The 16762-nt window shown below is 61.8% G+C and carries 15 protein-coding genes; 9 read left to right on the forward strand and 6 right to left on the reverse strand.

The window, feature by feature from the left end; translation table 11 throughout:
* Positions 1–224 precede the first annotated feature (224 nt).
* Positions 225–1199 carry a tripartite tricarboxylate transporter substrate binding protein gene (locus NEZ08_RS17525; RefSeq protein WP_298109471.1) on the reverse strand — a complete coding sequence of 325 codons (975 nt, stop codon included), beginning with the start codon at positions 1197–1199 and terminating at the stop codon, positions 225–227.
* Positions 1200–1326: 127 nt separating this feature from the next.
* Here NEZ08_RS17525 and NEZ08_RS17530 point away from each other — a divergent pair, with 127 nt between their 5' ends.
* Entirely contained in the window at positions 1327–2298 is a 972-nt protein-coding gene (locus NEZ08_RS17530; RefSeq protein WP_298109473.1) for a TAXI family TRAP transporter solute-binding subunit, read from the forward strand.
* Between the two features lie 85 nt (positions 2299–2383).
* Here the strand turns inward: NEZ08_RS17530 and NEZ08_RS17535 are convergent, their stop codons facing one another.
* Both NEZ08_RS17535 and mobA read right to left on the reverse strand, forming a co-directional pair.
* Positions 2384–3550: an ABC transporter substrate-binding protein gene (locus tag NEZ08_RS17535; protein ID WP_298109498.1), complete on the reverse strand. Its 1167-nt coding sequence runs from the start codon at positions 3548–3550 to the stop codon at positions 2384–2386.
* Positions 3551–3769: 219 nt separating this feature from the next.
* Entirely contained in the window at positions 3770–4414 is a 645-nt protein-coding gene (gene mobA / locus NEZ08_RS17540; protein ID WP_298109476.1) for a molybdenum cofactor guanylyltransferase MobA, read from the reverse strand.
* Between the two features lie 77 nt (positions 4415–4491).
* On the opposite strand from mobA, the gene mobB reads away from it, so the two are divergent.
* The 4 genes from mobB to NEZ08_RS17560 all read left to right on the forward strand — a co-directional run bounded on the left by mobB (position 4492) and on the right by NEZ08_RS17560 (position 7132).
* Positions 4492–5019, forward strand: coding sequence for a molybdopterin-guanine dinucleotide biosynthesis protein B (gene mobB, locus NEZ08_RS17545; protein WP_298109500.1), 528 nt, complete (start codon positions 4492–4494; stop codon positions 5017–5019).
* A gap of 9 nt (positions 5020–5028) precedes the next feature.
* Positions 5029–5304, forward strand: coding sequence for a sulfurtransferase TusA family protein (locus tag NEZ08_RS17550; RefSeq protein WP_298109478.1), 276 nt, complete (start codon positions 5029–5031; stop codon positions 5302–5304).
* A 281-nt stretch (positions 5305–5585) separates the two neighbouring features.
* The gene (locus NEZ08_RS17555) at positions 5586–6998 is read left to right on the forward strand and encodes an OFA family MFS transporter (protein WP_298109480.1); all 1413 of its coding nucleotides are present in this window, start codon (positions 5586–5588) and stop codon (positions 6996–6998) included.
* Between the two features lie 11 nt (positions 6999–7009).
* On the forward strand, positions 7010–7132 hold the full coding sequence (locus NEZ08_RS17560) for a hypothetical protein (protein ID WP_298109482.1): 123 nt from the start codon (positions 7010–7012) through the stop codon (positions 7130–7132).
* A 98-nt stretch (positions 7133–7230) separates the two neighbouring features.
* On the opposite strand, the gene NEZ08_RS17565 is transcribed toward NEZ08_RS17560, so the two are convergent.
* Together NEZ08_RS17565 and NEZ08_RS17570 are read right to left on the reverse strand one after the other, a co-directional pair.
* The gene (locus NEZ08_RS17565; protein WP_298109484.1) at positions 7231–7671 is read right to left on the reverse strand and encodes a hypothetical protein; all 441 of its coding nucleotides are present in this window, start codon (positions 7669–7671) and stop codon (positions 7231–7233) included.
* A 120-nt stretch (positions 7672–7791) separates the two neighbouring features.
* The gene (locus tag NEZ08_RS17570; RefSeq protein ID WP_298109486.1) at positions 7792–8121 is read right to left on the reverse strand and encodes a hypothetical protein; all 330 of its coding nucleotides are present in this window, start codon (positions 8119–8121) and stop codon (positions 7792–7794) included.
* A 614-nt stretch (positions 8122–8735) separates the two neighbouring features.
* On the opposite strand from NEZ08_RS17570, the gene NEZ08_RS17575 reads away from it, so the two are divergent.
* From NEZ08_RS17575 to NEZ08_RS17585, 3 genes are read left to right on the forward strand one after another with little or no spacing between them, the layout of a single operon-like run.
* On the forward strand, positions 8736–9956 hold the full coding sequence (locus NEZ08_RS17575; RefSeq protein ID WP_298109488.1) for an efflux RND transporter periplasmic adaptor subunit: 1221 nt from the start codon (positions 8736–8738) through the stop codon (positions 9954–9956).
* A 37-nt stretch (positions 9957–9993) separates the two neighbouring features.
* Positions 9994–13251 (forward strand): efflux RND transporter permease subunit, encoded by a 3258-nt coding sequence (locus tag NEZ08_RS17580; protein ID WP_298109490.1) that lies wholly within the window; start codon positions 9994–9996, stop codon positions 13249–13251.
* On the forward strand, positions 13244–14806 hold the full coding sequence (locus NEZ08_RS17585) for an efflux transporter outer membrane subunit (protein WP_298109492.1): 1563 nt from the start codon (positions 13244–13246) through the stop codon (positions 14804–14806). The genes NEZ08_RS17580 and NEZ08_RS17585 overlap by 8 nt, the downstream gene beginning before the upstream one ends.
* 229 nt (positions 14807–15035) lie before the next feature.
* On the opposite strand, the gene NEZ08_RS17590 is transcribed toward NEZ08_RS17585, so the two are convergent.
* The gene (locus tag NEZ08_RS17590; RefSeq protein ID WP_298109494.1) at positions 15036–15380 is read right to left on the reverse strand and encodes a hypothetical protein; all 345 of its coding nucleotides are present in this window, start codon (positions 15378–15380) and stop codon (positions 15036–15038) included.
* Positions 15381–15990: 610 nt separating this feature from the next.
* Here NEZ08_RS17590 and NEZ08_RS17595 point away from each other — a divergent pair.
* Positions 15991–16458, forward strand: a complete 468-nt coding sequence (locus NEZ08_RS17595) for a hypothetical protein (protein ID WP_298109496.1) — start codon at positions 15991–15993, stop codon at positions 16456–16458.
* The last annotated feature ends 304 nt before the right edge of the window (positions 16459–16762 follow it).

Here is a 16762-nt window from a genome sequence, read left to right on the forward strand (position 1 = left end):
TTCTTGATCAAACTCGCGCGGACGATGCGGCGAGATGGCGAAGGCGTGTCTGGACGTCATTCCGGGATACGCCGTCGCGACAAATAGCGAAGCTATTTTGCGCGGAAGGCGCAGACCCGGAATCCATGGTGCCAGCTAGAATGCCGGGAGGAATGAATTCCGGGCTCGCGCTAACGCGCGCCCCGGAATGACGGCGGGAGTTGAGGAGTGGCCGTGACGAACCTTCAATCCACCGAGGCGCCGGCGAACTCCACCACCTTGCGCCATTTCGCGGTCTCGTCGGCAACGAGCTTACCGAATTCGGCGGGCGTCATCGGCCGCGGGATGCCGCCGGTGTTGGCGAGCTGCTCGATCACCTTGGGGTCCTTCAGGGCTTCGTTGACCGCCTTGTTGAGGGTGTCGACGATCTCCGGCGGCGTGCCCTTCGGCGCGGAGATGCCGTAGAAGCCGACCGACTCGAATCCGGGGACGGTTTCGGCGATCGCGGGAACGTCGGGCAGGCCGGGCCAGCGCTGCGGCGAGGTGACGCCGAGCGCGCGCACCGTGCCGGCGCGCGACTGCGCCAGCGCGCCCGGCAGATTGTCGAAGATCAGCTGCACCTTGTCGGACATGATGTCGGGATAGGCGATGGCCGAGCCGCGATAGGGCACGTGCAGCATGTTGCAGCCGGTCATCGACTTGAACAATTCGCCGGACATGTGCACCGAGGTGCCGTAGCCCGACGAGGCATAGGACACCTTGCCGGGATTGGCCTTGCAGTAGGCGATGAACTCGGAAACCGTCTTCACCGGCATGGCGTTGGAGACGACCAGCATGTTCGGCAGTTGCATGATGCTGGCTACCGGAACGGTGTCGCGGAGGAAGTCGAAGGAGAGATGCTTGTAGAGCGAGGTCGAGATCGCGTTGTTCGGCGCGACGAACAGCAGCGTGTAGCCGTCGCCCGGCGCGTTGACGGCCGCCGCCGCCGCGATGTTGCCGCCGGAGCCGGCGCGGTTTTCCACCACGAACTGCTGGCCGAAATGGTCCGACAGCCAGTTCGCCATGATGCGCGCCACCACATCGACCGGGCCGCCGGCGGAAAAGCCGATCAGCCAGCGCACCGGCCGGTTCGGATAATCGGCGGAAAGCGCGGGCTGCGCCCCGCCCACGATGCCGACAAGACCGATCAGACCGATGATCGCCGCACGCAATGTTGTCATGGCAACTGCTCCTTCCGGCCTGCGCGTCTTCGCGACACCGTGGCCGGGCTTTGGTTCAGGAGCGAGTGTAGGCAAATCCGGTGATGTATGAAAGCATGGTTGGATGCGAGGATCACGAGAAAAGAAGATGACGAAAATAACGTCCATGGTTTTGGCCTCGATGCTGCTGCTCGCAGGCGGCGCGGCGGCGCAAGAGGGAGGCAAGGCCATTTCGCAGACCACGATCAGCCTGGGCACGGCGACGCCGGGCGGCGGCTTTCCGCTGTTCGGTGACAATTTTGCGGCCGTGATGAACAGCGCCGATCCGGCGCTCGTCATCGCGCCGCGCAACACCAAAGGGTCTTACGAGAACATTCCGCTGCTCGAGGAAGGCAAGCTCGATCTCGGGCTCGTCGCCGGCGAGCCCGCCTACGAGGCGTTCAAAGGCATCAAGCGGCCGGTGACGCCGTTGAAGATCCTGGTGGCGATGTATTCGAGCCCGGGCATGTTCGTGGTGCGCGCGGACAGCCCTTACAAGAAGATCCAGGACCTGGTCGGCCAGCCCGTTGCCTTCGGCGCGAAGGGCTCGGGGTTGCCGGTGATGTCGCGCTTCATCCTCGACGCCCTGGGCTTGAAGCAGGATGAGGACTTCAAGGCGATCTATCTCGATCACGCCGGCGACGGCCCGGCGATGGTGCTCGACGGACGCGCCGCCGCGCTCTGGGGGGCGGGCTCCGGCTGGCCCGGCTTCACCACGATGGCGAAAAGCCAGCCCGGCGCGCGCTTCATCGCGCCCACGGCGGAGGAGATCGCGCGCATCCGCGCCAGGCATCCGTTCCTGAAGCCGATGACGATTCCGGCCGGCAGCTATCCCGGCCAGACCGCGCCGATCGATTCGCTGGGGTCGTGGGGTTTCGTGCTGACGCGCGCCGACCTGCCGGACGACATAGCCTATCGGCTGATCCGCACGCTGCACGAGAACGAGGCGGCGCTATGCAGGAAGCTGTCGCAGGCCTGCGAGACCACCGCGGCGAACACGCTTTCCGCCGCGCCCGATCCGTCGCTGATCCATCCCGGCGTGATGAAATACCTGCGCGAGATTGGCGTGGCGAAACCGTGAGGGGGCGACCGTAGGCGCACTCCCAGCCATTGCTGTCATTCCGGGATGTCGTGACGGCGCATCCCGGAATGACAGCCGTTGGCCGTCATTTCTTCACCAGCGGACAGGCCGGCTCCGCCGGGCCGAACGCATCCGCCCCGGAGATGGTGGTCAGCACCTTGTAATAGTCCCAGGGATATTTCGACTCGGCCGGCGTCTTCACCTGCACCAGGAACAGGTCGTGCACCATCAGATTGTCCTCGCGCAGGCGGCCGTGCCGGGCAAAGAAATCGTCGATCGGCTTTTCGCGCATCTTGGCCGCGACCTTCAGCGGATCGTCGGTGCCGGAGTCCTTCACTGCGTTGAGGTAGTTCATCACGGAAGAATAGACGCCGGCCTGCCACATCGTCGGCATCTTGTTCATCTTGGCGAAAAAGCGCTTCGACCATTCCCGCGTCTTGTCGTCCATGTCCCAGTAGAACGACGTGGTCAGCAACAGGCCCTGCGCGGCGGGCAGGCCGAGCGAATGAACGTCCGTGATCAAGGCGAGCAGGCCGGCCATCTGCTGACCGCCCTTGAACAGACCGAATTCGCCGGCGGTCTTGATCTCGTTCATGTTGTTGGGCGGACCCGCGGCGATGCCGATGATCTTGGCCTTCGAGGCCTGCGCCTGCAGGATGAACGAGGAGACGTCCGGCGAGGCAAAGGGCAGGCGCACCGAACCGACGACCTTGCCGCCATTCCTGGTGACGACGGCGGATGCATCCTTTTCGAGCGCGTGGCCGAACGCATAGTCGTCGGTCAGGAAGAACCAGCTGTCGCCGCCGCGTTTCACCACGGCCTGCGCGGTGCCGACGGCGAGCGCGCGGGTGTCGAACACCCACTGGATCGCGTAGGGCGAGCAGTACTTGCCGTGGAAGTCGGCGGTGCCGGTCGAATGCACGATGAGGAGGCGCTTTTTTTCGTTGGCGACGTTCTGCACGGCAAGTCCGACCGCCGACACCGGCACGTCCACGATCAGGTCGACCTGCTCGGTGTCGTACCAGCGCCGGGCGATGCTGGCGCCGACGTCCGGTTTGATCTGATGATCGCCGACGACCACGCTGATCGGCTTGCCCAGCACCTTCCCGCCGAAATCATCGACAGCCATCTGCGCCGCCGTGACCGATCCCGGGCCGTCGGCCGAGGAGGAGGGCCCGTTCATGTCGGTAAGGACGCCGATCTTGACGACATCATCGGAGATTTGCGCCGCTGCAGGCAAAGGGGCCGCCATCGCTGCGGTCAGCGTCAGCGCCGCCCATGTGCCCACCGGGCTGGATGCCATCTTCCAGGCGAACATCGTTGTCTCCCTTGGCCTGTTGCTTGGCCTTTTTGTTTGGCTCGTTCTGACGGATCGGCCGAACGCTCGGGCCGGCCCGCGATTGGCCTATTCATTCGTCATTTGGCCGGCTTCGTCAACGCGAGGGCGGCCGATCGGGGTGCGCCGCGAAGTTCATCCGTCGTCCAGGACGGCGAGCCTTTCGGCCTCCGCCAGGTCCTTTGTCGTATTCGCATTGAAGAACGGATCGAGCGGCTCGACCGGCCACGTCACGGTCGCGATTCGATAGCGGGCCGCCCAGCGTTCGACTTTCCGGATGCCTTCGGCGGTGAGCGCATGGCGAAGCTCCTCGCGCAGGGCAACACTCCACAATCCGATCACGTGGTGCATCTGTCCGGCGGAAGCAGCGACCGCGATCTGCGCGGTCTGGCGGGCACGAGCCTCATGCAGGCGCGCCACCAGATCGCGCGGCAGAAACGGGCAATCCGCGGCGGCGCTCAGCATCCAGCCGGCATCGGGCCGGTTTGCGGCAACCCAGTCGAGTCCGGCGAGAATGCCGGCCAGCGGACCCGGAAAATCAGCGAGCGAATCCGCAACCACCGGCAGTCCGCAGCCGGCGAAGCGCGCCGGATCGCCGTTGGCGTTGAGGACGAGACAGGCGCATTGCGGACGAAGCCGCGCAATAACACGCTCGAGAATGGTGCGCCCGGCTATGCTGCGCATCGGCTTGTCGCCGCCGCCCAACCGCTGCGCAAGGCCGCCGGCGAGCAAAATGCCAGGCGTCGGCGGCAGGCCATCCGCTGCGGTCGTGCTGTTCATCATGAGGGCCAAGCTAGCATGACAAAGGCCGTCGGCCGATATAAGGCTTGCAGCCGATCGGCGAAGCGGGTGCAACGATGAAGGTGATCGGGATTGCGGGATGGAGCGGGGCAGGGAAAACCACCCTGATATCGCGCGTCATTCCCTTTCTGCGTCAGGAGGGGCTGCGCGTCTCCGTCATCAAGCACGCCCATCACGGATTTGACGTCGACGTGCCGGGCAAGGATTCCTGGGTGCATCGGCAGTCGGGCGCGGAGGAGGTGCTGGTGTCGTCGGGCAAGCGCTGGGCCTTGATGCACGAATTGCGCGGCGCGGCGGAGCCGGAACTGCCGGAGCTGTTGAAGAAAATGTCGCCGGTCGATCTCGTGGTGATCGAGGGCTTCAAATCGGAGCCGCATCCGAAGATCGAGGTCTATCGTGAGGCGAACGGCAAACCGCCACTGTTCCCGCACGATCCTGCCATCGCCGGAATCGCCGCCGATATTGCCGTCAAGACCACGCTTCCCGTGGTCCATGTCGATGACATCGCCGCGGTTGCTGCGATGATCCACGAATATGCGGTTCGAGTTGAAGATGTGCTGGCGGCACATGTCGGCCAGGCCTAGAGAAGCGGCATGACGGCGATCAGGATTGATCTCACCGGACTTAAATGTCCGCTGCCCGCGCTGCGGACGGCCAAGGCCCTCAAGCGCCTGTCACCGGGCGAGGTGCTGGAGGTCCATTGCACCGATCCGCTGGCGGTGATCGACATTCCGAGCCTGGTTCGTCAGACTGGAGACAGGGTGGAAATCGCCGAGCGCAGCGAAGCGCGGATCGTCTTTGTAATCGAGAAGGCGCATGGCTCGCCTGGGAGTCTCAGTGGCCCGCTCGGCGCACTGCAAAAGGAATAAAGTCGCTGCATCGCGTTGCTCCGGAACCATAATCCCGGTGGAAAACGATACCATTTGCCTATCGACATAAGGCCGAGGTTCTGCCCCACTGCGCGCGGGATGGGAGAGGGGTGCCGTAGCGTTAACGGCTGAGTCGTGCGCAGTTTCGATGAACGCAGGAAATTGTGCGGAGCAGCACTGGGATCAGGTACCTTCAGCGGAAATTTGGCTTAGGCTAAAAGCCGGCCGTGGACGGCAGGAATGTCCGGCAAAGGGCAGCTGCCAGGGGAGGAAAACGGATCATGAGTCTCTTATCTTTCTTGGATCGGGAACATACGGTCGCAAGGCCCGGATTCAGCCGGTGGATGGTGCCACCGGCTGCGCTGTGCGTGCATCTTTGCATCGGGCAGGCCTATGCCTTCAGCGTCTTCAATCTGCCGATGACCAGGTTGCTCGGCCTCACGCAATCCGCGCCTGGGGATTGGAAGCTGACCGACCTGGGCTGGATCTTCTCGATAGCGATTTTCGTGCTCGGCTTCTCAGCCGCGATTTTCGGCCGGTGGGTCGAGGAAGGCGGGCCGCGCAAAGCCATGTTCACGGCCGCCTGCTGCTGGGCGGGCGGGTTCTTCGTTTCCGCCTTCGGCGTTTCCATACACCAGCTTTGGCTGGTCTATCTCGGCTACGGTCTGCTCGGCGGCATTGGGCTCGGCATCGGCTACATCTCGCCGGTCTCGACCCTGATCAAGTGGTTCCCCGACCGCCCCGGGATGGCCACCGGCATGGCGATCATGGGCTTTGGCGGCGGTGCGTTCATCGCCTCTCCGCTCTCGGTCTGGCTGATGAGCGTATTCCGGACCTCTCACCATATCGGCGTCGCGCCGACCTTCGCTGTGTTGGGGGCCGTCTATTTCGTCTTCATGATCGTCGGCTCGATCATCGTGCGTGTTCCGGCGCCGGGCTGGAAGCCTGAGGGCTATGTCGAGCCGGAGCAGACGAAGAAGCTGATCACCAGGAACGACGTGTTCGTTTACGACGCGATCAAGACGCCGCAGTTCTGGCTGATCTGGTGGGTGCTCTGCCTCAACGTCACCGCCGGCATCGGCGTGCTGGGACAGGCCTCGGCGATGAGCCAGGAAATGTTCCCCGGGCGTGTGACCCCGGTGGCGGCAGCGGGATTTGTCGGGCTCATGAGTCTGTTCAACATGGGAGGCCGGTTCGGCTGGGCCTCGATCTCGGATTATATCGGCCGCCGAAACACCTACTTCGTCTTCATGTTGCTTGGCATCGCCTTGTACTGCACCGTGCCCTACATGGGCCGGATCGGCAGTGTGAGCGGTTTCGTGATCTGCTTCCTGATCATCATCAGCATGTACGGCGGCGGCTTCTCCACCGTCCCGGCCTATCTCAAGGATATGTTCGGCACCCGCTATGTGGGGGCCATCCATGGCTGGCTGATCACGGCATGGTCGATGGCCGGCATTTTCGGCCCGGTGCTCATCAACTATATCCGCGAGTACAATGTCACCCACGGCGTGCCGAAGGCCCATGCCTATAACGTCACCATGTACATCATGGCCGGGCTGCTGGTGATCGGCTTCATCTGCAATTTCTTCGTCAAGGCCGTCGATGCGCGTTATCACATGAAGGCCGATGATCCGCGCGGCAGCAATCCTCAAACTGCGAACGCGACGGCGCCGGCTGCGGCTCGGGCATAAGGAACATCTTCATGAGCACCCAAGATCATCCCACGACCACCCTGCAGTTGATCCTCGCCTGGGGCTTTGTCGGCATCCCCCTGATTTTTGGAGTGATGCAGACCCTCATCAATTCGATGAGGCTCTTTCAATAGGCTTTTTCAACAGGCTTGCTTCGTTTCGAAAAAAGCCCGGTCGCCTTCAAGGCGGCCGGGTTTATCTTTGACGCGCCTTCAGGGCAGTCGGCAGAGGCTCATGCCGCCCGCTCCATCCGGCTCAAGCCTTGGCGGCAGGCGGACAGTACAAGTCCTTGCTGACAGCGAACGCCGGCTTCGATCTGAAAGCCCAACTGCTGGAGCTTCGCTCGAATGTCGAGGCCGGAGCTGCTTTCGTCGGCTTCGATCAGAACGGCAATGGTCGCGCTGGCGCTGAGGAAAGGGGATATGTCGGTGAGGGCTTTGTCTAGGGCGATCGAGCCGCGGTCCGCGATCAGACCGACGGCGTGTTGCCTCCGAGGAGACCGGCTCGTCGAGATGGTCGTCACGCGCATGAAGCCGCGTCGCCTGAGCCTGTGATAGAGCTCCGTCCCGCCATGGCCGGCGATGATCGCACGCTGCAGATACGACAGGCGCGTCAGTCCGATCATCGTCTCGAGAACCTGCGTTCGATCGGAAACGGAATGAAGCTGAACCATGACGTTTCTCCATCGGGGATGGTGGTGGCCTCATAAGAGACTTACGTCAGGCCAAGCCTCGCCTCCGGGCCAAGCCGTGCGCTCTTGACGTTAAGTTCGGAGGCGGGCCGCTTGTTCCGATCAGAACGGCGAGCGGGTTCGGGTGAGACGCAGGTCGTTGAGATTGGCCGGATCGCACCACACGTTGAATACCTGGCCGCGACGCGGCGGCGGCCCCTGCCACGGCATCCGCTCTTGCAGGGTAGTGTAATAAGGAGCGCCGTGCTGCGGCGTGATCTGGAACGTCACGTTGACGAGCCAATTGCCGATCGGTGCAAACGGCAACTCTTCCGCGTAAGCGACGCGCGCCGTGCAGCGGCGCAAGCCATCCCCGTCTGCCTGTGCTTCGGCGGATGTCGTCGCTGCGATGGCGCTGGCCAGCACGAACGCGGCAGCAGAAGCACGCTTCATGGTTGTTTCCTTCTGGCTATTTCCGCCGAAGTCCGGTGGGCGCCGTGATCTCCGGCGCGAGACTGCGTGCCGGGCACGATAAAATCAAGCGGCCGCCACGTCCCGGGATTCTACCCGAGTCGCGCGGAGGCCGGTCTTCGCTGACCTTTCCCGGCGAGCGGTGCGGCTGAAGATAGCCGCGGCCCGGCCTGTAGGGCCGATTTGCTAGCCGGAGGCGGAAGGATGCATTTGCATCCAATGGCGCTTTAACTTGGGATAGCGCCCGACAAGAACTTCGCGATATTCGGCCGGGCCAATATGATCAGACAGTTGAATCGCGGAACCGATTTTCCCGTCCGGGCGCCATACGCGGGCCAATGCAGCGCCAAAAACGACAATGGTGCGACAAGCAGATGGGAAACCGCCGGATTTTCGACTCTTGGTCTCAGGCAATGGTTTTAGGGCGGCTCCAGCAAGCGAAGAATCTCTGGGCAATCTGCAGTTATCCCATTGTTCCGGCTGTTTTTATTATAAGAAGCTGTCTTTGTCTGATTCCGACAAACGCGTAAGGCCGGTGTAAGCGCGATACTGTAACGCAGCATGACGGAACGTGGGGCGATGTTGAGGACTTACGTGTGAGCGTTTTCGGAAAGCTGGCAAAATCAGGTGCGATCTGGCCCGCCGCCATTGTGATCGGCGGGGTTGCGCTGTTTTGGGGCAGGGGCTTTATCGGATTCGCCGACGGGCAATCCGTCAGGAAGGAAAAGGTCGCTTCCATCGAGTCGGTGCAACCGGCCGGCGCTGATCAGAGCGTGGATCTCACGGAGAAGCAGGCTGCCGCGCTCAAGATCGGGCCGGTGGCGTCGCGTGATTTCGTCATTCGGAAGACGGCCGTCGGTACGATTGATTTCAACGAAAACCTGCTGGTCCAGGTCTTTTCGCAGTACCAGGGCAAAATCCTCAAGGCGTTCTACAACATCGGCGACGAAGTGAAGGCTGGCGACGTTTTGTTCACGATCGACAGTCCTGACCTGTTGCAGGCGGAATCGACGCTGCTCGCGAGCGCCGGCGTGCTCGACCTGCAAAAGAAAGTACTGGCGCGCGCCATCAATCTCCTGAAGTCGGGCGGCAGTGCCCAGAGAGACGTCGATCAGTCGACCTCCGATGAGCAGACTGCCGAGGGCAACTTCAAGGCGGCCAAGGACGCGGTTCGCATCTTCGGCAAGAGCGATGCGGAAATCGACCAGATCGTCAACGACCGCAAACTCGATTCCACGCTCGTCGTGCCGAGCCCGATCTCGGGCCGGATCGTTGCCCGCAACGCGGCGCCGGGATTGCTGACGCAGCCCGGCAGTGCGCCGGCTCCCTTCACCGTCGCAGATCTCTCGACCATGTGGATGCTGGCAAACGTCATTGAGACCGATGCGCCTGCCTACAAGCTCGGGCAGCATGTCGAAGTCACGGTGCCGGCCTATCCGAACAAGGTGTTCACCGGCCGCGTGACCGCGCTCGGCGCGATGATCGATCCCAATACGCATCGCCAGCTCGTGCGGTCGGAAATCGACGATCCCGAACATCTGCTGCGGTCGGGAATGTTTGCAAGCTTCGTCATTCGTGTCGGTGATGCCGGTCATTCGCTCGCCGTGCCTGCGGAAGGCGTGGTGAGGGAAGGCGACGGCACGATGACGGTGTGGTCCACAAAGGATGGCCGCCATTTCGTCAAACGAACTGTGACGACGGGCCTGGCGCAGGACGGCTGGACGCAAATCCTCTCAGGACTCTCTCCGGATGAGACCGTCGTCCAGCACGGCGCGATTTTCCTGAGCAACAAGCTGGTATTGGGCGACGCCGGATAGCGAGTGCTATTCGTCAGGATCTGGACGGCGGTATCAGTTGATCAAGTCCTTGCTCGGGTTCGGTCTGACGCGCAGTGCGATCATCGTGCTGGGTCTTGCTGTTTTTTGTGGAGCCGGGCTCGTTGCCTTCTCGAAGCTGAACGTCGAAGCCTATCCCAATCCGGCTCCGGTCATTCTGGAGATCACGGCGCAGGCGGCGGGCCTCTCGGCCGAAGAGATGGAGAAATATTATACTATCCCGATGGAGGTCGGGCTCTACCCGACGCCTGGCGTCGTCAACATCCGTTCGACCTCGTTTTACGGCCTGTCGTTCGTTCGCGTCACCTTCAAATACGGGGTCGACTTCTATTTCGCGCTGAGCCAGGCGTCGATCAGTCTGCAGCAAAACGTCAACCTGCCGGGCAACCAGGTCCCTCAGATCCAGCAATCCAGCCTGGTCGGCGAAATCTATCGCTACCAGCTGGTCGGTCCTCGACATTTCGGCTTGACCAACCTGCGCACGCTGCAGGATTACGTGGTCGCCCGCCGGTTGTTGACGATACCGGGTGTCGTGCAGATCAACGCCTGGGGCGGCACGACCAAGCAGTTCAATGTGGATGCCGACCTGCAAAAGCTCGAAGCCTACAACATAACCATTCCGCAGCTCGTCGCTGCGCTCGGCAATGCCAATATCAATGTCGGCGGACGGGAAATCACCATTGGGCAGCAATCGGTCAATATTCGCGGCGTTGGGCTTGTCGACTCCGGCGGCGCCGATGACGTCACCAAGGGCTACAAGGTCAAGGATATCGAGAACGTCGTTCTGACGCAGTCGAACGGCCTTCCGATCCAGGTCAAGGATGTCGCCAACGTTTCGGTCGGCTACGTACCGCGGCTCGGTATCGCCGGCCGCGACCACGACGACGATGTCGCCACCGCCATCGTGGTGATGGGGCGGACCCAGCACACCAACGACATCATTCCGAAAGTGCAGGCTGAGGTCGCCAAACTCAACAGCGACGGCAGCCTGCCGTCCGGCGTCAAGGTCGTCCCCTATTACGACCGCAGCTCGCTGGTCGGCGTCACCACGCGCACGGTTCTGCACAATCTGATCTTCGGATGCGTGCTGGTGTTCCTCATCCAGTGGATATTCCTCGGCGACCTGCGCAGCGCCATCATCGTCAGCGCCAATATTCCGTTCGCGCTGTTCTTCGCCATCATCATCCTCGTCTTGCAGGGCGAGGATGCCAACCTTCTGTCGCTCGGCGCGGTCGATTTCGGCATCATCGTCGATTCCGCCGTGATCATGATGGAAAATATCTACCGGAATTTCCAATCCTCAGCCGGGAGCCGGCAGACATTGCTTCAGCATCTGTCTGAGGGTTACTGGGGGCCGGATCCCACTTCTGCGCACAATCAAACCTCCGGCAGCCCGACGTGGAACGAGCGGCTGCGCATGATCTTCGTCAGCGCGCTCCAGGTCGACAAGGCCGTCTTCTTTACCGCCGCAATAACCGTCACCGCCTTCGTGCCGCTGTTCACGATGCAGGGCGTCGAGGGTCAGATTTTCGGGCCGATGGCGCGAACCTACGGTTATGCGCTTGCCGGCGCACTGCTCGCCACTTTTACGGTAACGCCGGTGTTGGCCTCGCTGCTGCTGCCCAAGCACATCGAGGAGACCGAGACCTTCATCGTGCAGCGATTGCGCAAGGCATATACGCCGGTGCTGCGCTGGGCGCTGTCGAACCTGAAGATCGCGGTAGCGCTAGGCGTGATATTTCTGGGCATGAGCGCGATCGCGGCCTCGCGCCTCGGCAGCGAGTTCTTGCCTGCGCTTGAAGAAGGCAATTTCTGGATCCGCGCCTCGATGCCCTCGACGATGTCGCTCGAGGCAGGCACCGCAGCTGCCCGAAAGATGCGGGAAATTCTCTTCAGACATCCGGAGGTGATCACCGTGGTGTCGCAACACGGGCGGCCCGACAACGGCAGCGACGCGTCGCCGTTCTCCAACGTGGAGTTGTTTGCCCCGCTCAAGCCCTTCGACGAGTGGCCGCCCAACCTGACCAAGGAAAAGCTGACGGAAGAGCTCCAGCACGAGTTCGCGGAGGAATTGCCCGGCATCGGCTTCAACTTCTCGCAGTATATCCAGGACAATGTCGAGGAGGCGCTCTCGGGCGTGAAGGGCGCCAATTCGGTGAAGGTCATCGGGCCCAATCTGGAGGTGCTCGAAAAGCTCGCGACCCAGGTGAGGGACGAGATGGCGAAGGTTCGCGGCGTAGCGGATCTCGGAATCTTCCACCTGCTTGGCCAGCCCAATCTCAATATCAGGATCGACCGCGACAAGGCCGCCCGTTATGGACTCAACACCGGCGACGTCAACACCGTCGTTCAGGCTGCGCTCGGCGGCACGACCGCGACCACCATTCTGGAGGGTGACCGGCAGTTCAATCTGGCCGTCAGGCTCGACCCCAAATACCGCAGCAGTATCGACGCGGTTCGGAACCTGAAGGTCGCCTATTCGACGCCGTCGGGCGTCAACGGCTACGTACCCCTGAGCGAACTCGCCAGCATCACGCTCGATACCGGCGCTTCGTTCATCTATCGCGAGCGCAGCCAGCGCTATATTCCGATCAAGTTCAGCGTGCGCGGCCGCGACCTCGGCGGCACGGTGGCCGAAGCGCAGGAGCGGGTCGGCAAGGCCGTCAGGCTTCCGAACGGTTATCAGCTCGTCTGGGCTGGTGAATTCGACAGCCTTCAGGCTGCCAAGCGGCGCCTGATGATCGTGGTGCCGATCACGCTGCTCCTGATCATGGTGCTGCTCTACGGCCTGTTCAATTCGCTGCGGGACAGCCTGTTGTCCGTCGCCGGCATTCCCTTTGCCATCGGTGGCGGCCTGATCGCGCTCTATTTTGCCGGGCTCGATTTCTCCGTCTCGGCCGCGATCGGCTTTATCTCGCTGTTCGGCGTGGCGGTCATGGATGGTATCCTGAACATCACCTATTTTCGCGAGCTGCGGGCGCAGGGCATGGAGGTCGCCGAGGCGGTATTCCACGGTGCCGAGCAGCGGATGCGGCCGATGCTGATGACCGCGTTGTCCGCCGGGGTCGGCCTGTTCCCGGCGGCAATTTCCCACGGCATCGGTAGCCAGGTGCAACGTCCTCTGGCCACCGTCGTCGTAGGTGGTATGTTCGTCGGGCCGCTGCTTCTCCTGGTAGTGGCACCGGCACTTCGAAAGATTTTCCTCTCCAGAGACGCCGCACACGTCGCAATCGCCGGCGAGCCGGCCGTAGTCACTGAAGGCGCACCCGATGGCTAGCGGCCAACGTACAAAATTCCGCGCTGGCGCCAGCCTGGCCGTTTTGGCGATGTCCTTGGCCGTCGCCGGCTGCGCGGTGGGGCCGAATTTCAGTCCGGCACCGGCGCCTGACGTCACCGGCTACGTCAAAGGAAGGCTGGCGTCGGCCGATCCCGGCAAGGGGGCGCCCAATATTCCCGGTCAGCGATTCCTGAGCGGGGAGGATGTTTCGACGCGCTGGTGGGCGGCGTTCAAATCCCGCCCGTTGAATGAACTGGTCAAGGAATCGGTCAACCACAATCCCAACCTGCAGGCCGCGGAAGCCGCGATCAAGGTCGCCCGCTACAACGCGCTGGCCCAGCGCGGCCTGTTCCTCCCTCAAGTAACAGGCAACTCGACGACCCAGCAATTGCTGATCGCCAATCCGCAGCAGATTCCCGCAGTTCCGCTTCTCGGACCGCAATACGAGTTCTCGCTGGTGACCAACCAACTCACCGTGTCGTTCGTACCGGATATCTGGGGCGGCAACCTTCGCGCGGTCGAGAGCCTGGATGCCACCACCGAACAGCAACTGTTCCAGCTCGAGGCCGCCTATCTGACGCTGACCAGCAATGTGGTGACGGCGGCGATCCAGGAAGCTTCCTTGCGCGGGCAGATCGCAGCGACCGAGCGGATCATCGCGATCGAGAAACACCTGCTCGACATCCTCAAGCGGCAGCAGAACTTCGGTCAGGCCTCGCAGGCGGACGTGCTGGCGCAGGATGCCGCATTGGCGCAAGCCGAGGAATTGCTGCCGCCGCTTGAAAAGCAGTTGGCCCAGCAGCGCGATCTCCTGACCTCGCTAGCCGGGCAATATGCGGCTGACGAGATCCGGCAGAAGTTCGATCTGGCACATCTGAAGTTGCCGACCAATCTGCCGATCAGCGTGCCGGGCAAGCTGGTCGATCACCGACCTGACGTCCGGGCCGCGGAAGCCAACATGCATTCCGCGGCGGCGCAAGTTGGCGTTGCGATCGCGGCCCGCCTGCCGAACATCACGCTGTCGGCCAATGGCGGCTCGGCCGCATTCAACTGGCCGCAGGCGTTCGCGCCGGGCACCGGCTTCTTCACCCTGGGCGCTGCTGCGACGGCGCCGATCTTCGACGGCCTGACGCTCTATCACAAGCAGAAGGCGGCCGAGGCTGCGCTGGAGCAGGCGGAGGCGCAATATCGCGCCACCGTCATCACCGCCTTTCAGAACGTCGCCGATGCCTTGCGGGCCTTGCAGGCGGACGCCAAGGCGATCCGTGCCGCGCGCCGCGCCGAAGATGCCGCCAAGGCGAGTCTCGACATCGTCCAGAAGCAGCTTGAGGAGGGCCAGGTCAATCAGCTCTCCGTGCTCAACGGGCAGCAGACCTATCTCAATGCGGCGGTCATCCGGGTACAGGCCGAGGCCAACCGTCTGTCCGATACCGCGGCGCTTTTCATGGCCCTTGGCGGCAACTGGCCTTCGAACTGCACGGTTCCGGATTGGCGTCAATGCACGGTGGGCGATGTGCCGGCGCCGAACGTGGTTGCAGATGCGGAAGGCAAATAGTCGATTGTCGATCCGCAAAAAGCGGCTTTGAAGCATGATCCGGAAGAGTGCAGCGGTTTTCCCGAAAAGATCATGCTCAATCAAAGAGCTCTCAATTAAAGAGCTCTCGATCAAAGAGCTGAGGTGCGATGACGATTTAGCTGCATCTCATCGCGCTGGCTGAGCGTGACGTCTCCGCCCCGTGATCGCAGGCCGCCAGGCCGGCGAGGGAATCGCAGTCGTGACCGGTTCACCAGACCACGTAGGCGCAAAGTGCCGCAAGCGGCAGCAGCGCAAGGCCCAGGTACAGCCACGTCCGATAGGCACCAGAGTCCTTGGGGAGCCTGAAGACATTGACGATGAACCACGCGCAAACCGCAATGCCCATCAGCACGCGGATGAGATCGCCGGGTGTTTCGTAGACCGAAGACAGGCGCTCCATCTGCGGGCTTGCCACCCGCGCCGTCAGAATGACGAGAATGATCAGGAAAATGCTGCGAACGGCCACGCCGCCGGCCCAGACACGTGGTGGTAGTCTCGAAGTCGTCTCTTCCTTGCGCGCTGGATTGATCCGCAAGTGTGTCTCGGTGCCCATGGCACGTCCCTGAATCTTTCAGCGTAGAACGATATCTCCGGTCGCGTTGCAGCAACAAGCCGCTGAGGCCGCTTATCTAACGGAAACAAAGGGCAACAATGCTTACGCATTTCGACCCGGCGCCGTGAAGCTCTCGACCGGCTCCGCGCCGGCCGGGCGATATTCGTATCCCTTCATCCGAAAAAATTATCATCCGAAGAATTGGATACCAGAGGGATTGTGGACAAGGGGAGGAGAGTGCAAGGCAGCCCAGTTGAAACCGGGGCTTGTACAGCACCGGTTGGCCGTCGCCGGAAGACGCCGGATCAGGTTGCGGCAATGGCAAGCCCGGCCGACCCCATCATCTGTTACGCGAGCAGTTTGAAGGGCGTTCTTGCCGCCTGTGGCCCATCGCGACGAAGTCTGCTCGGTGCCTAAATGTCGGCAGTCAGGGGTAAACCCGATATCGACCGCACAGATCGAGATCGACGCGAATGACCCGAAGCGGACCTTTTAAGTGCTTCGCTAAAATTTGAGCCGTTCATTATGCGGAAGGTTGACGTTCGACCAATATACAACCTTAGAAAAATGCTTGGCTTTCGACTACTACCTCAACACAAAAATGCTTTAGATGAGCACCGACAAAACGGCTGGATCGTCATTAGCTAAATATCGTGGCGGACCCTTTCTTTTTAGAGATCGGGATGGCCGCACTCTATTCTACGACAACGGGACAACGTCTTTCGGTTACATCGTAACCGACGTTGCTCGTGAACATGCACTTCAAGAGGCGATAAACAGGTTCAGGGTCTTCGACTCAATGTTTGCGTTTCTGATGCTAATCCCAACGACTCGAAGTCTTTTTGCTCTCTATAGTGATCGCGCCTTTGCAGAGCTGTCACTTTGCATTGCAATCGTCGTGATTGGTAGGCATCTCGCACGGAGCTGGTTTTTTAGTGAACTCGTAGTGGGCCTAGATCGCTCGGAGCCATTCGATGCGAATCAACGAAAAAAGGGAAATCTTTTCCTTTTGTTTGGTGGGTTCGCCTACCTTTCTTTTGTTGCTTGGCGCATCCTGATTGCTTTGGGCGTTGCATGAGCGACGCAGCCCGCGCTTCTGCTTCTGGCCCGTTTCGACCGCCCGCGACGCTCTCATCAGGGTCGGCTGTCAGGGGTAAACCTGACTTCGTGCGCGCGGAGCCAAAGCGACGCTGATGGCCCGCTAGCTGACCTGCCCAGCCGCTACTTCTGACATCGACCGGAAACCTGAGGGGCGGGAACTTTCTTTTGATGATGAGTGTTCCGTACTGTCTCCCGATGCGAACTCCTGGAGTATTCCGAGCAATCGATGGGCGGAACAGAAGGTTCTCCTCGCGGCTTCCTTGATGGAGGAGGCGAAATGG

Source organism: Bradyrhizobium sp., assembly GCF_027451485.1.
Taxonomy (GTDB): Bacteria; Pseudomonadota; Alphaproteobacteria; order Rhizobiales; family Xanthobacteraceae; genus Bradyrhizobium.

What these genes read in the sequence shown, in the direction of transcription:
- NEZ08_RS17560 (WP_298109482.1), top strand. Translation starts at nt 7,010, where the DNA reads ATGAGCACCCAAGATCATCCCACGACCACCCTGCAGTTGATCCTCGCC.
- mobB (WP_298109500.1), top strand. Translation starts at nt 4,492, where the DNA reads ATGAAGGTGATCGGGATTGCGGGATGGAGCGGGGCAGGGAAAACCACC.
- NEZ08_RS17555 (WP_298109480.1), top strand. Translation starts at nt 5,586, where the DNA reads ATGAGTCTCTTATCTTTCTTGGATCGGGAACATACGGTCGCAAGGCCC.
- NEZ08_RS17535 (WP_298109498.1), bottom strand. Translation starts at nt 3,550, where the DNA reads ATGGCGGCCCCTTTGCCTGCAGCGGCGCAAATCTCCGATGATGTCGTC.
- NEZ08_RS17590 (WP_298109494.1), bottom strand. Translation starts at nt 15,380, where the DNA reads ATGGGCACCGAGACACACTTGCGGATCAATCCAGCGCGCAAGGAAGAG.
- NEZ08_RS17585 (WP_298109492.1), top strand. Translation starts at nt 13,244, where the DNA reads ATGGCTAGCGGCCAACGTACAAAATTCCGCGCTGGCGCCAGCCTGGCC.
- NEZ08_RS17525 (WP_298109471.1), bottom strand. Translation starts at nt 1,199, where the DNA reads ATGACAACATTGCGTGCGGCGATCATCGGTCTGATCGGTCTTGTCGGC.
- NEZ08_RS17550 (WP_298109478.1), top strand. Translation starts at nt 5,029, where the DNA reads ATGACGGCGATCAGGATTGATCTCACCGGACTTAAATGTCCGCTGCCC.
- NEZ08_RS17570 (WP_298109486.1), bottom strand. Translation starts at nt 8,121, where the DNA reads ATGAAGCGTGCTTCTGCTGCCGCGTTCGTGCTGGCCAGCGCCATCGCA.
- NEZ08_RS17530 (WP_298109473.1), top strand. Translation starts at nt 1,327, where the DNA reads ATGACGAAAATAACGTCCATGGTTTTGGCCTCGATGCTGCTGCTCGCA.
- NEZ08_RS17595 (WP_298109496.1), top strand. Translation starts at nt 15,991, where the DNA reads ATGAGCACCGACAAAACGGCTGGATCGTCATTAGCTAAATATCGTGGC.
- mobA (WP_298109476.1), bottom strand. Translation starts at nt 4,414, where the DNA reads ATGAACAGCACGACCGCAGCGGATGGCCTGCCGCCGACGCCTGGCATT.
- NEZ08_RS17565 (WP_298109484.1), bottom strand. Translation starts at nt 7,671, where the DNA reads ATGGTTCAGCTTCATTCCGTTTCCGATCGAACGCAGGTTCTCGAGACG.